The following is a 13,323-nucleotide window of genomic DNA, read 5'->3' as shown; positions in this document are numbered from 1 at the left end:
CTTGGCAGACACGAGACTCTCCCTTGGGCGTCGTTTGTGCAAGATGCCTGAGGGAGACCCCCACCGCTACATCACGCAAGCTGCTCAAAACGCCCCGAATTCCCATCGATTTACGTGCTCACGCTCAGCTGGGTGGCGACGACTTCGGCGAGTTCTTCGACCCGAAGGAAGGCGTCTTCGCACGCATCCTGCACGGCACGGACGATCTGATGCTGTCCGCCACCACGACGCACCTGTCGCTGGAGGTGGTGCCATCGGTGTAGCGCAACGACTACCACCATCCCCTCACGGCCCCCTTCTTCTTGGGGGCTTCCTTTTTTTCCGCACTGCGGCCTTCGCCGCGTGCGTGCTCGTCTCCGGCCGCCATGGCCCGCCGCGTCGGCTCGCCCGCCGACATGCCCACGGAGACGATCACATGCACGACCCGTTCAAGATCACCCAGCCGACCTGCATCAGCTTCTCGGGTGGGCGCACCAGCGCGTTCATGCTCTGGCGCGTGTTGCAGGCCAATGGCGGCCTGCCTGCCGACACCGTGGTCTGCTTCGCCAACACCGGCAAGGAGGTGGAAGCGACCCTGCGCTTCGTGCGTGACTGCGCTGAGCACTGGCACGTACCGATCCACTGGCTCGAATACCTGCGCACGGAGCCGGGCTTCACGTTGGTCGATTTCGACCGAGCCAGCCGCCAGGGCGAGCCGTTCGAGGCGCTGATCCGCAAGCGCCAGTACCTGCCCAATCCCGTTGCGCGGGGCTGCACGACCAGCCTGAAAATCCGCCCGATGCACCGCTTCCTGCGGCATCTGGGCTGGACGGATTGGGACCAGATGATCGGCATCCGCGCCGACGAGCAGCGCCGTGTCGCCAAGATTCGCACACGCGGCCACTCCACCGAATCGACGCACGAGACGATGTGCATGCCGCTGGCGGACGCTGGCGTCACCGTGCGCGACGTGGGCGCGTTCTGGCAGGCGCAGCCGTTTGACCTCGACCTGCTGACGGTGAACGGGCGCACGCTCGAAGGCAATTGCGACCTGTGTTTCCTGAAACCACGCGGGCAGCGCCTCGCTCTCATCAAGGCCCGGCCCGAGGCCGCGGTGTGGCGGATTCGCATGGAGTCGCTGAACCTGGCGAGCAAGCCCAGCGGCGCTCGGTTCCGCGCCGACGGTCCCAGCTACGCTGACCTGGCACGCTTCGCCGCCGACCAGGGCGATCTGTTCGACGCCGCTGAGGAACCGATCGCCTGCTTCTGCGGTGATTGACGGCCATGGACGAGCCATCGCCATCGCCATCGCCATCGCCATCGCCATCGCCATCGCTGCGAATGCTGCCGGTCTCCCTGCGCTGCGCCAACGCCTTCGTGCAGGAGCACCATCGCCACCACCGGCCGGTTCAGGGGGCGAAGTTTGCCCTGGCGGTCGCGCTGTCCGGCAGCGACGCCATTTGCGGTGTGGCCATCGTCGGCCGGCCGGTTGCCCGCCACCTGGACGACGGCTGGACACTCGAAGTCACCAGGCTTTGCACTGATAGCGTGTCGAACGCCTGCAGCAAGCTCTACGGCGCGGCGTGGAAGGCGGCCAAGGCCCTGGGTTACACGCGGCTGATCACCTACACCTTGCCCGAGGAAGGCGGTGCCAGCCTGCGCGCCGCCGGCTGGCACCTGCTCGGTATGCGCGGCGGCGGCGCCTGGAACCGCCTCAGCCGTCCCCGCGCCGGCACCCCCGACCACCTGCGCGGCCGCAAGTGCCTGTGGCAGGCGCCAGGCGGCGCGGACAAAGGGAAACACCCGGATGCCGATTGATTGCTGCCTCGCGCGCGAGGCCCGGCCATGCTGACCCCATGCCTGCTGACGTTGTCAGCGACATGCCAGGCAACCATCGGTCTTCGAGGTTGCCGCGCAGTTCCCACTGCGTGACCGAGCCAGCTCGCACCGCATCCATCCGCGAGCGGCCACCAGTCTCTGGTGGCGGATGCTTTCGCCTTATCAACCCACCGCGGGGTTACGCACCTTTCCCCGCATGCGTGGGGCCGGTGTGTCTCCGCTTCATCCCTATGGAGATTCACCATGAGCACCACGTCCAACGAGAAATCGTATTTCGACCTCCACACCTCGGGCATCGGCTACATCCAGCGTGCCCGCGAGGTTCCCGTCCGGGGTGGCCGCCGCGCGCAGCCCTTCCTGGCATGCACCATCGCCGCACTGGTCGGTTCCGCCAAGGACCCCAGCTACCGCTACTTCGACGTCAAGGTCTCGGGTGCCGAGGCCAAGCAACTGGTCGAGCGCTACATCGGCGTTGACGATCCCAAGCAGCGGCCGCTGGTGCGCTTCCGCCTCGGCGACCTCTGGGGCGATGCGTACATCCGCGACAAGGGTGAGCACAAGGGCCAGGCCGCCGCGTCTCTGAAGGCGCGACTGCTGAAGGCCGAGCCGCTTGACCGGGCCGAACTGGCTTCGATCAAGCAGCACGAGCTGATCACCCGCGGCATCGGCTACCTCAGCCGTCCGAAGGACGTCTCCCCCAAGGATGGCGATCCGTTCCTGTCTTGCTGCGTCGCGGCACTGGCCGGGCCTGTCGGTGAACCGGAATATCGGTACTTCGACACCATCGTCGCCACCCCTGAAGCCGAGCACCTGGTTCGCCGGTGCGTGCAGGCCATCGAAGGGGACCGCAAGGTGCTGATCGCCTTCCGTCTGAACGACATGAAGATCGATCCGTACATCCGCACCAAGGGCGAGCGCGCCGGGGAACCGGGAGCGAGCCTGGAATCGACGCTGGTCCACATCGGTCTCATCAAGATCGACGGCACTCAGGTCTATCCGACGAGCCAGGCGCAAGCCGAGGCGCCGCAAGCCGAGGACGCACTCGCGCCCGAAGCCGAGGTTGCCGCCGACACCACTGCCGACCAGCCTGTCGAGCCCGCCGAACGCGAGCCCGCAGGTGAAGTCGAGGAGCAGGAGCCGGCATTGGCTGCTTCGTTCTGATCCGGCATGGCCCCTCACGGGGCCTTGCCTTTTTCCTATTCCCCAAGGAGAACCATCATGGCAGTCACATCGGCGCCCGAGCAATCGGGTTCGCCCATCACCGTCCCAGGCCAACTCACGCTGCGCACGATCCGCGGAAGAAACGGCCCTTTCAACGTCGGCCGACTTGTCACCCCCATCGGCAAGTTCGCGGTGAAGGATGCGGAGCTGGAGCAGTACCCCGAAGGCAAGTACGACGGGGAGTTCGTCATCCGCTACATCTTCCCGAAGTCCTATCCCGTCGGCGACGGCATGCGGTTCGAGATCCGTGCCAACCTGGACGGGATGACGCTCAACGGCATCGACAAACTGAGCCGTGACGAGGCTCGCAGCTTCACCACCCAAGAAGTCGATCCGCTCGATGAAGAGCTGAGTGCGCAGCCTGCGGCAACGCCGGCGAAGCCCGCGAAGGCATCCAGACCCGCCAAGCCCGCACCCGTGCAGGCGTCCGCGGATCCGCTGGTCGATACCACGCCTTTCGGCATGGATGCGCCGACGCCCGCCGCGGCTGCTGCCGCTGGTAGCACCGAAGATGGCGACGCCGCACTGTTCGGGCTGCTCTGGCCGCTGGGAGAGTCCGTGAAACTGGATTCGACCATCGACCGCCGCGCCCTGCGCGCGCAGATCGCCCGCCTGGGTGAACTGGGCTACGCGCTGGACTTCAAGACGCAGGAGTGGAGCCGCCAGGCCGAACTGCAACCTGCGTGATCGCAGACGCCGCATCCGCGGTGTTCTTCATCCACCCGCCGGGGTTCCTTCCCCATGCGGGGGCGGCCTCGGCTTTCTTCTGGAGGTCTCCATCATGTCCACCATCGTTTGCGATGCACCTCATTCCACGCTGGACGAACCTGCGTGGCGCGCTGTCTGCAAGACGGCTGCCGAGCAAGCCCAGCGTGGTTGCGGCCTGTCCTGGGATCACTGGGTCACGCTTTTCAGTTCCGAGATCGACGCGCAAGCCAGTCGGTTGCCGGTAAGCCAGCGGGCTCAGGCCCTGGAAATCGCGACCCAGGATTGGGACTACGCAACACCTGCCGAACGGCAGGAAACCCAGGAGTGGAACGCTGCGAACGGCTACTGCTCCCATGGCATCGAACTGGGCTACTGCCCGGCCGGTTGCGGTTCCTAGTCCGCACCGGACTCCATCGCCGCACGCGCGGCATTCCATCACCCGCTGGGGGCTCTCCCCCACGGGGAGGCCTTCGGCTCCATTCTTCAGGAGGCCTCTCATGGGCTGGTACTTCTCCCCTCAATCGCGATCTGAACTGATCGCGGAACTGATCGCACCGCAAGAGACCGAGCGCGCCAGCGTCAAGGTCATCGCCCACGCGCTGCGCGGCAACGTTCTCTGGTCCGTCGCGGAAGTGACGGCCAAGGTCGAAGGTGTGCATCGTCATCTGGCACCAGGCCAATCCCTGCGCTACATCCGCTGCGATCTTCTCGAACGCAGCGGCGGCCAGTGGGGCTACAAGCCGCTGGACGAGTCCATGCACCCGTACTACTACTCGTGCCCGCTGTCCTATCTGGACCTCGCACCGGAGCAGTCCGCCGACTGGCGTGCAGGCGTTCGCGCCTACCATGCGCGGCGGCTCACACCCACGGCACCTGCGGCACCCACCGCAGCGCTGATGGCCTGAGCCAGGAGGAACCGACATGGACCCGATCCTGGCGGCGCTCCCGCCCTCGCTGCTGAAGCTCGTCGAAGGGAGTTTGTCCAACGACGAAGTTTCTTCCGAAGAGGAAATGCTGGAGTACTTCATCAGCAACGGCCTCACCGAAGAACAAGCGCGGCAGGCACTGACCTACCGCGACCAGTACCTCAACAACATCTACCTGGAGGGCTTCACGCCAATCACTTCGGTAGATGAGGCGCTTCACTTCAACCCGCACACCCGGCAGTTCGAGCCGGACTGAGCGGTTTTCTTCCACCCCCTGGGGCAGCACTTGCCCCAGCGGGCGGTGCTGTTCCCGTTCATCCGAGGACACCACCATGCCCGCAAACACTTCTTCCACCACGCTGTATCGCATCGACGAATGCTCCGACGTGATGGCCGACGCTTGCGTCGGCGATGACCAGGGCAATCTGATCTTCCTGTCGATCTGGGCGCGCGACACCGCCGTCCAGCAGTTCCTCGCTCGTCTGACCCTCGGGCGCGACGAACAGGGCTTGGACCAGTTCCACGTCATCACCGACCAGGGCAGCAGCGTCCCGGTGTTCGTCAGCAACGTCGATCGCCTGGAAAAACGCATGACCCGCGCCTACCGGCGAACGCTGTTCGGTTCGCTGTCCAACGTGTGGCTGTTCGATCGCCGCTGCGTGAAGCCCGACAAGGCCAACGCCAGCGCACTCGCACTTCTCCCACGCGGTAGCGCCCACCGGCTTGACCGCCTGTGGACGCTGGTGCGGGACACCTGCCCGTTGCCGCTGCTCGATCACTGGCGCGAGACCGTGCTGGAACTGCTGCAAACCCGCGAGATGCTGGCTCGTCTTCCGTTCGCCCTCGGGCCGCTGGAAGGCCATCGGCTCGCCATCGACGTGCCGGCGCTGACCCTGGCGCTGGGCTCCCTGATCCGCAGTGACGTGCTCACCGCCTATCCCTATCCGGCCAAGATTTGGACGCCGGAAGTGGTAGCGGCTTGACCCACCCGTGGAGGCACGCCTTGGCGTGCTTCCGCCTTTCATCCCCGCCAACCAGGAGACTTCCATGGCCCTCATGTTCCCGCGGCTCGCCCGCAATTTCGCCAAGAACGGGTACTACCCGACCGACGAACCCACGCTCGAAAGAGCCCTCAACGCACTGATGCCCAGCGATGGGCCGATGTGCATCCTCGATCCCTGCGCCGGCGAAGGCGTGGCGATCGCCGAAGCCGCTCATGTCCTCGGGCGCGAACAGGCAAAAGCGTTCGCCGTCGAGTTCGACGCGGAGCGGGCACGCCATGCCCGCGGCCTGGTCGATCACTGCCTGCACGCGGATCTGATGGACACGATGATCTCCAAGCAGTCCTTCGGGCTGCTCTGGCTCAACCCGCCGTATGGCGATCTGTCCAAGGACGTCAACGGCAACATCGGCTATCAGGGCCAGGGCCGTGCCCGCCTCGAAAAGCTGTTCTACCAGCGCAGCCTGTCGCTGTTGCAGTACGGCGGCGTGCTGGTCTTCATCGTCCCTGGCTACGTGCTCGACGCCGAGCTGGTCGGCTGGCTGACACGCCACTACACGGACCTGCGGATCTACCGAGCGGTGGAGACGCAGTTCAAGCAGGTGGTGATCTTCGGCCGCAGGGTGCGTCAGCGCGAGCTGGCACCCGATGGTCTCAAGGCCGTGCGCAATCTGCTGCTGCAGGTTGGGCTTGGCGAAGTCGAAGCCGAGGAACTGCCGAGCGAATGGCCGTTCCGGCCGTACATCGTCCCCGCCAGTCCGGCCGAGCCGGAGCATTTCTTCCGCGTGACGATGGAGCCAGAGCAGTTCGCCGATGAGGTTGACCGGCTCCAAGGCCTCTGGCCGTCGCTGGACACGCATCTGGGGGCCGCGCAGCAGAAACTGCGTCCGCCAGCGCGTGCCTTGACTCCTTGGCATCTCGCCTTGGCTCTGGCTGCGGGTGCGATCTCGGGGGTTGTGCGCTCCAAGACCGGGCGCGTGCTCGTCGTCAAAGGTGACACCCACAAGGACAAGACGCTCCAGCGGGAATTCACCGAACGCGAAGACGGCTCCATCGCCGAGACCCGCATCCTCACCGACAAGTTCGTGCCCGTCATCCGCGCGTGGGACATGACGCCCGGCTCCGCTACACGGGGCGAGGTCCTGACCATCCGTTAATCCACCGGACGCGCCGCCGTCCTGCAGTACCACATCGAAGGAGAAACCCCCATGTTCTCAAGCCTGTTCAAGCGGCCCGCGCCGCAGAAGCAACCGTTGTTCGCACCAGGTACGTTGCAGCTGAGCGAGAAGGTGCATTGGCTGGCCCGCAAAGGCCTGATCGATCCCTTGGCCTATGTCCAACGCCATGTGCGCGGTGACTGGGGCGAGACCGACGAGGCGACCCGCCAAGCCAACGATGTCGCAATCCGGGGGGACGATCCGATGATCTCCCACTTCAGGATCACGCCCGAACTGGTGTTGATCGTCAAAACCAGCGAGGACCACCGCACCACGGTGATCCAGCTTCCCGAAGAACGGGACATGATCTGACAGCACCATCGTGGTCTTCATCCCCCTGACGGAGCCACTTCACTCCGCGAGGGGTGTCGTGGCTCAATGACCCATCAAGGAGGAGCCCATGGCATCACATCGCATTGAAACCTACTGCCACAGGCTGGCGTTTCCAGTCGGTGCGCTCATCTTCAGCAGGGGCATCGATCGCCTGGTCCGCACGGGTCGCCTCGACCCGATCCCGTACTTCAGGCGCCACACCCGTGGCGACTGGGGCGACGTCAACCTCCAGCAATGGCAGGCCAACAGCACTGCACTCCAATCCGGTGCATCGCTGGAATCCCGCTACGTGATCCATCCGGGGCTGGCCATCCGCATCGTCACCGATGCGCAGCGCAGCGCCACCGTCATCGTGCTGCCGTCCGAAGACTGAGCACGATTCACCAGCAGGCCGCCACGGCCGGCAACTTCGACCACCTCGGCCAAGCGCCGATTTCCTTCCCACTGCGGGGCATGCCATTGCCCCGCTGGGGTGGTGCATGCCCCATTTTTCATTGGAGCATCACCATGTCCCTCGATCTCGAAACCACTGCCGCTGAAGCCGCGCCCGTACAGGGCGAACTGCTCGATGCGGAATCTTCCCCTCTGACCCTGAGCCTTCAGGATTTCGTCGGCGAGTTCGGCGACGAACTGCTCGACGCCCTCAACAGCGCCAACCCGCCGGTCTATAACGGCCAGCCGCAGGCGCACCGGCAACTCGTCGTCGCCAGCCTCAAGCGCAAGCTGTTCCCGGCCCAGGCCGAAGTCGTCCACGCCGCCGCCGAGCTGCTGATCGATCGCGGCGAACGCGCCGCGATCGTCAATGGCGAAATGGGTTGCGGCAAGACGACCGTCGGCATTGCCACGGCCGCTGTGCTCAACGCCGAAGGCTATCGCCGCACCCTGGTTCTCTCGCCACCGCACCTTGTTTACAAGTGGCGGCGAGAGATCCAGGAGACGGTGGCGGGCGCCAAGGTGTGGGTGCTCAATGGGCCGGACACGCTCGTCAAGCTCATCCAGCTGCGCGAGCAGTTGGGCGTGCAGCCCACGGGCCAGGAGTTCTTTGTCCTGGGGCGCGTCAGGATGCGGATGGGGTTCCACTGGAAGCCCGTCTTCACCCAACGGCGCACCCGCCACGGCAACGTGGCGGCGTGCCCGGACTGCGGAACGGTCATCACCGACCTCGACGGCGAGCCGGTCAACCCGGTCGCGCTCCAAGCCGAGGAGTACCGCAGGAAGTGCAGCCATTGCGCTGCGCCCCTGTGGACACTGATCCGCCCACGCAGCCTGTCCGGCAGCGACCAGTCCTCGGCCGTGCTGAAAGCCCTCAAGCGCATCCCGACCATTGGGCAAGTCACCGCGCAGAAGCTGATGCAGAAGTTCGGCGACGGGTTCCTGGCATCGATGCTGGGCGACAACATCCATGAGTTCATCAACCTCATGGACGGCAACGGCGAACTGGTTTTCTCTGACCGTCAGGCCACGCGCATGGAGCGTGCAATGGCCAACATGGAGTTCGGCTTTGGCGAGGGCGGCTACCAACCGTCCGAGTTCATCAAACGCTACCTGCCGCAAGGCACGTTCGACCTGTGCATCGCGGACGAGGCACACGAGTACAAGAACGGTGGCAGTGCCCAGGGCCAGGCCATGGGCGTGTTGGCGGCGAAGGCTCGCAAGACCCTGCTGCTGACCGGCACGCTGATGGGTGGCTACGGGGACGACCTGTTCTACCTGCTGTTCCGAGCCCTGCCTGGGCGGATGATCGAAGACGGCTATCGCCCGACTACGAGCGGCAGCATGACGTCGGCGGCAATGGCGTTCATGCGCGATCACGGTGTCCTGAAGGACATCTATTCCGAGAGCACCGGCACGGCGCACAAGACGGCCAAGGGCACCAAGGTATCGGTGCGCACGGTCAAGGCTCCAGGCTTCGGGCCGAAAGGGGTCTTGCGGTGCATCTTGCCGTTCACGATCTTTCTCAAGCTCAAGGACATCGGCGGCAACGTCTTGCCGCCGTATGACGAGGAGTTCCGTGAAGTTGCAATGGACTCGGCGCAAGTCGCGGCCTACCGCGACCTGGCGGGTCGGCTGACCGCAGAGCTGAAACAGGCTCTGGCACGACGCGATACGACGCTGCTGGGCGTGGTGCTCAACGTGCTGCTGGCCTGGCCGGACTGCTGCTTCCGGTCGGAGACCGTGGTGCATCCGCGCACGCGCAACACCTTGGCGTTCGTCCCGGCTCAGTTCAACGAGTTCGAGGTGACGCCGAAAGAGCGCGAGCTGATCGACATCTGCAAGGAAGAGAAGGCGCAGGGCCGCAAGGTTCTGGCCTACACGGTCTATACCGGCAAGCGCGACACCACGTCGCGCCTGAAGGTGCTGCTGGAGCAGGAAGGTTTTCGGGTGGCGGTGCTGCGCGCGAGCGTGGATGCCAGCCGCCGCGAGGACTGGATCGCCGAACAACTGGACCGTGGCATCGACGTGCTCATCACCAACCCCGAGCTGGTCAAGACGGGCTTGGACCTGTTGGACTTCCCGACGATCGTTTTCATGCAGTCGGGCTACAACGTGTACTCGCTCCAGCAGGCGGCACGCCGCTCCTGGCGCATCGGACAGAAACAGCTGGTGCGCGTGATCTACCTCGGCTACGCCGGTTCCTCGCAGATGACCTGCCTGGAGCTGATGGCCAAGAAGATCATGGTCTCGCAGTCCACATCGGGCGACGTGCCCGAATCGGGCCTGGATGTGCTCAACCAAGACGGTGATTCCGTCGAGGTCGCACTGGCCCGGCAGCTGGTCGCTGCCTGATTCCCATGCCATCACCGGCTCAATGCCGCCGGCTCTCTGTTGTTTCCGCTTGCAGCCACGCCCACGGTCTCCGTGGACGTGGCTGCGCTTTCACTGGCTCCCTCGGGGGCCATTTTTTTGCGTAGTCGCGGTCGGCAAATCGGGCGCTGCCTGGTTCGCATTGTTTGCTGCCGCTCGCGGCCCGAGCGGCGATGGTGAGGGCTCGATGTTTCAGGACGACGCGCCATGTGCCCCTCTCCACCCTGGTTTCACCATCCCGAACGCCGCCTGCTGGCGGGCTTTCTCGGCCTGCTTTGGTCCGTACTGGCTGGCGGTTGCGCGACGACGAGCGCGCCGGTCGCGCCCGACACTATCGAGGAAGTCTCGGCCGCGCCCATACCCGAGGCGCCCGAGTACATCCCCGTCGTGCGCTACGGTCGCTACACCCTCGTGGAACTGGCACCGACAGCAGCGCAGCGCGACCTGCTGTTACAGACCATCGACGTGTCGATGCCCGAGGATGCCCGCGCCACGGTCGGCGACGGGCTACGGCATGTGCTCAAGCGCAGCGGTTACGGCTTGTGCCAGACGGCGCACGCGGTGATCGAGCTGTACGCACTGCCGCTGCCAGCGGCGCACCTGCACCTTGGCCCGATGACCCTGCGCGATGCGCTGCTCACGCTGGCTGGTCCGGCCTGGGAACTGCACGCGGATGACCGCGCACGGCAAATCTGCTTCGAGCGGCCCGGCGACAGCATGACCGCCGACAACGCACCCGCGTCGCCCGCCACCGAGGCGGCGCAGACGTTCCCACTGGCGCCCCCGGCATCGGAAGGCCAGCCATGAACGCCCCGCAGCCCGCCCATCGTTCAACCGCCGCGGTGGTGGTGCAGAGCCTGATGTGGCTCTGGCTGATCGGCCTCAGTGTCCTCGTGGCCATCGGCTACCAGGCCATGAACGACCAGGCCGACCAGAAGCGCCTCGATTCCCGCCTGCAGCGCCTCGAAGCGCAGACAACAGGCCTGGCCGAGACCGTCGAGGCCATCCAGCAGCGTCCGGCCGTCGCCACGGCGGCAGACCTCAAAGACACCCGCCAAATCCTGGAAGCACGCGCGGCCCAGGTCGAGCAATCGCTGAGCGCCTATGCCGCCGACGACGACCTTCAGGCACTGCGCGCCGAAGTCGAGCAAGTCAAGGCGCGGCAGACCGCTGCGCGCGCCGCTGCACCCGTCCAGCCGCGCACCGGGAACAAGCCCACCGCCAAGCCCGAACCACCGCCGCTCCCGTTCCGCATCGTCGGTGCCGAACTGCGTGCCGGCGAGCGCAGCGTGTCCGTCGCGCCGAGCAGTGGCGACTTCACGCCCGACCAGCTTCAGGTGCTGCTACCCGGCGATGCGGTCGGCCCGTGGCGCTTGCAGGCCGTCGAGGGCAACACCGCGGTGTTCCAGGCCGGCGACCAGACCCGCCGCGTGGCGATTCCCTGACCGGAGCAGATCGCATGAAGCCATCGATCATCTTTTCCGTTCTCCTGCTGGCGTCCACCCAGTGGCCTGCCTGGGCCCAGCAGCCCGCCACGGCTCCCGCCCGCAATGCGCAAAGCCAGGAGCGCCCGCTGGCCGCCCGCACCCTGGACGACCGGGTGGCGAGCGACTGGGGCCTGCAACCGCAGGAATGGGCGCGCTACCGCGAATTGATGGACGGGCCGCTGGGCATCTACTCGCCCAACCTGGACCCGCTGTCGGCCCTGGGCATCGAGGCCCGCACCGACGAGGAACGGCGCCGCTACGCAGAACTGCAGGTGCAGGTCGAGGCGCGCCGCGTCGAGAAGCTGCTTGCCTATCAGCGCGCCTACGACGAGGCCTGGCAGCGCCTGAACCCCGGAATGCAGCGGGTGAACCTGCCGGACGACAAGCCGGTCGCTGGCGCCACGCACGGCTCCGGCCGCATGGCAGTGTTCGTCAAGGACGGCTGCGTGGCCTGCGGCCAGCTCGTGCAGCGCCTGCAATCGGCGGGCGCCGAATTCGACCTGTACATGGTCGGCAGCCGCCAGGACGACGCGCGCATCCGCGACTGGGCCAAGCGCGCGAACGTCGATCCAGCGCGCGTGCGCAGCGGCAGCATCACGCTCAACCACGACGGCGGCCGCTGGCTAACCTTGGGGGTGCCCGGCGACCTGCCAGCGGTCGTGCGTGAGGTGAACGGCCAATGGCAGCGCCAGCCGTAGCCGCTCTCCTGCGCGCACTGGTGCTCGTCGCTGGCTTCTGCGCCTGCGTCGCCCAGGCCCAGGAGGTTCCGCCACCGGCCTACCAGCTCGCCGCGCAGCACGCAGGCATCCCCTCGACAGTGCTCTACGCCGTGGCCTTGCAGGAAAGCGGCATCCGCCGTAATGGGCGCATCGTCCCGTGGCCGTGGTCGCTCAATGTCGCCGGCCAGTCGCGCCGCTATGCGACCCGCGCCGATGCCTGCGCGGGCCTGCAGCAGGTGATGCGCTCCACGCCGCACACGCGCATCGACGCGGGCCTGGGCCAGATCAACCTCGGCTACCACCAGCAGCGCTACGCCAGCGCGTGCGACCTGCTGGACCCGTACCGCAACCTCGCCATCGCCGCCGAGATCCTGCGCGAGCAGCACACCCCCGGCGAGGACTGGTTGCTGGCGATCGGCCGCTACCACCGTCCTGCGGGCGGTGAGCCCGCCGCCCGCTATCGCCGCAGCGTGTCGCGCCACCTTGCCCGCGTGCAGGGCGCGCGCGCAACCGCCGCGGTTCTTGCCGCACGCCAGGAGACATCCCCATGAAGAAATCCCATCTGGCCTTGCGGGGCCTGCTCGTATTGCTGGCGGGTCTGCCGCTGGCCTCGCTCGCCGGCGAGCCGCTGATCGTGGTCGAAGACCGCGGCGGCGCGTCGGCGCTGCCGTACTACGAAGCCCTGAACCTCCAGCCGCGCGCCAACGCGCCGGCCCGGCCGCCGATCCCGACGCCACAGGTTCCCGCCACGCCGGCAGACGAGGCCGCGATGCTCCCGGTACGCAGCGCCAAGCTCACGCCCGGCACCGTCGCGCGGCGGGTCATCGAGGCTCCGGGTCTGCGGCCTTTCGCGGTCGTCGGCGACGACGAAACTTCCCGGGCCTGGCTGCGCCGCCAGGCGGCAGCGCTGCGCGAGCGCGGCGCGGTCGGCCTGGTGGTCAACGTCGAGACCGTGCAGGGCCTGGCGCGACTGCGCGCCCTGGTGCCCGGCGTACCCCTCGCGCCCGTGTCCGGCGACGACCTGGCCGAGCGTCTCGGCCTGCGGCACTACCCGGTGCTGATCACGGCCACCGGCATCGAGCAATGAAG

18 protein-coding genes are annotated in these 13,323 nt (G+C 66.6%); all 18 read left to right on the top strand.

Annotated elements, in window-relative coordinates:
- On the top strand, window positions 1-263 hold a 263-nt coding region (locus QZM67_RS25390; RefSeq protein ID WP_301807456.1), incomplete at its 5' end, for a DUF3085 domain-containing protein.
- A 152-nt stretch (window positions 264-415) separates the two neighbouring features.
- Window positions 416-1,258: a phosphoadenosine phosphosulfate reductase family protein gene (locus tag QZM67_RS25385; protein ID WP_034032933.1), complete on the top strand. Its 843-nt coding sequence runs from the start codon at window positions 416-418 to the stop codon at window positions 1,256-1,258.
- A gap of 5 nt (window positions 1,259-1,263) precedes the next feature.
- The gene (locus tag QZM67_RS25380; protein WP_052156700.1) at window positions 1,264-1,797 is read left to right on the top strand and encodes an XF1762 family protein; all 534 of its coding nucleotides are present in this window, start codon (window positions 1,264-1,266) and stop codon (window positions 1,795-1,797) included.
- Between the two features lie 264 nt (window positions 1,798-2,061).
- On the top strand, window positions 2,062-2,979 hold the full coding sequence (locus QZM67_RS25375) for a DUF3577 domain-containing protein (protein WP_034032927.1): 918 nt from the start codon (window positions 2,062-2,064) through the stop codon (window positions 2,977-2,979).
- Window positions 2,980-3,036: 57 nt separating this feature from the next.
- Window positions 3,037-3,726, top strand: coding sequence for a DUF3275 family protein (locus QZM67_RS25370; RefSeq protein WP_034032925.1), 690 nt, complete (start codon window positions 3,037-3,039; stop codon window positions 3,724-3,726).
- Between the two features lie 94 nt (window positions 3,727-3,820).
- A complete protein-coding gene (locus tag QZM67_RS25365; protein WP_034032923.1) occupies window positions 3,821-4,144 on the top strand; it encodes a hypothetical protein in 324 nt (107 codons plus the stop codon).
- A 100-nt stretch (window positions 4,145-4,244) separates the two neighbouring features.
- Window positions 4,245-4,652, top strand: a complete 408-nt coding sequence (locus tag QZM67_RS25360) for a hypothetical protein (RefSeq protein ID WP_034032921.1) — start codon at window positions 4,245-4,247, stop codon at window positions 4,650-4,652.
- Window positions 4,653-4,668: 16 nt separating this feature from the next.
- Window positions 4,669-4,929 carry a hypothetical protein gene (locus QZM67_RS25355; RefSeq protein WP_034032919.1) on the top strand — a complete coding sequence of 87 codons (261 nt, stop codon included), beginning with the start codon at window positions 4,669-4,671 and terminating at the stop codon, window positions 4,927-4,929.
- Window positions 4,930-5,005: 76 nt separating this feature from the next.
- Window positions 5,006-5,656, top strand: coding sequence for a hypothetical protein (locus QZM67_RS25350; protein WP_034032918.1), 651 nt, complete (start codon window positions 5,006-5,008; stop codon window positions 5,654-5,656).
- Between the two features lie 40 nt (window positions 5,657-5,696).
- A complete protein-coding gene (locus tag QZM67_RS25345; protein ID WP_263062284.1) occupies window positions 5,697-6,830 on the top strand; it encodes a DUF6094 domain-containing protein in 1,134 nt (377 codons plus the stop codon).
- 51 nt (window positions 6,831-6,881) lie between these two features.
- Complete coding sequence (locus tag QZM67_RS25340; RefSeq protein ID WP_034032915.1) at window positions 6,882-7,202, top strand: hypothetical protein; 321 nt, start codon at window positions 6,882-6,884, stop codon at window positions 7,200-7,202.
- An 88-nt stretch (window positions 7,203-7,290) separates the two neighbouring features.
- Window positions 7,291-7,596 carry a hypothetical protein gene (locus tag QZM67_RS25335; protein ID WP_034032913.1) on the top strand — a complete coding sequence of 102 codons (306 nt, stop codon included), beginning with the start codon at window positions 7,291-7,293 and terminating at the stop codon, window positions 7,594-7,596.
- A 134-nt stretch (window positions 7,597-7,730) separates the two neighbouring features.
- A complete protein-coding gene (locus tag QZM67_RS25330; protein WP_034032910.1) occupies window positions 7,731-10,010 on the top strand; it encodes a helicase-related protein in 2,280 nt (759 codons plus the stop codon).
- Between the two features lie 225 nt (window positions 10,011-10,235).
- On the top strand, window positions 10,236-10,835 hold the full coding sequence (locus QZM67_RS25325; protein WP_034032908.1) for a PilL N-terminal domain-containing protein: 600 nt from the start codon (window positions 10,236-10,238) through the stop codon (window positions 10,833-10,835).
- Window positions 10,832-11,473, top strand: coding sequence for a hypothetical protein (locus tag QZM67_RS25320; RefSeq protein WP_034032907.1), 642 nt, complete (start codon window positions 10,832-10,834; stop codon window positions 11,471-11,473). Before QZM67_RS25325 ends, QZM67_RS25320 begins: the two co-directional genes overlap by 4 nt.
- 14 nt (window positions 11,474-11,487) lie before the next feature.
- Entirely contained in the window at window positions 11,488-12,213 is a 726-nt protein-coding gene (locus QZM67_RS25315) for a TIGR03759 family integrating conjugative element protein (RefSeq protein WP_034032906.1), read from the top strand.
- Window positions 12,195-12,785, top strand: a complete 591-nt coding sequence (locus tag QZM67_RS25310; protein ID WP_034032904.1) for a transglycosylase SLT domain-containing protein — start codon at window positions 12,195-12,197, stop codon at window positions 12,783-12,785. The genes QZM67_RS25315 and QZM67_RS25310 overlap by 19 nt, the downstream gene beginning before the upstream one ends.
- Window positions 12,782-13,321 (top strand): integrating conjugative element protein, encoded by a 540-nt coding sequence (locus QZM67_RS25305; protein WP_034032903.1) that lies wholly within the window; start codon window positions 12,782-12,784, stop codon window positions 13,319-13,321. The genes QZM67_RS25310 and QZM67_RS25305 overlap by 4 nt, the downstream gene beginning before the upstream one ends.
- Window positions 13,322-13,323: the final 2 nt, after the last annotated feature.

The sequence above is a fragment of the Burkholderia sp. AU45251 genome, from assembly GCF_030482905.1.
Classification (GTDB): Bacteria; Pseudomonadota; Gammaproteobacteria; order Burkholderiales; family Burkholderiaceae; genus Burkholderia; species Burkholderia aenigmatica.
This window is presented reverse-complemented; position numbering and strand designations above follow the sequence as displayed.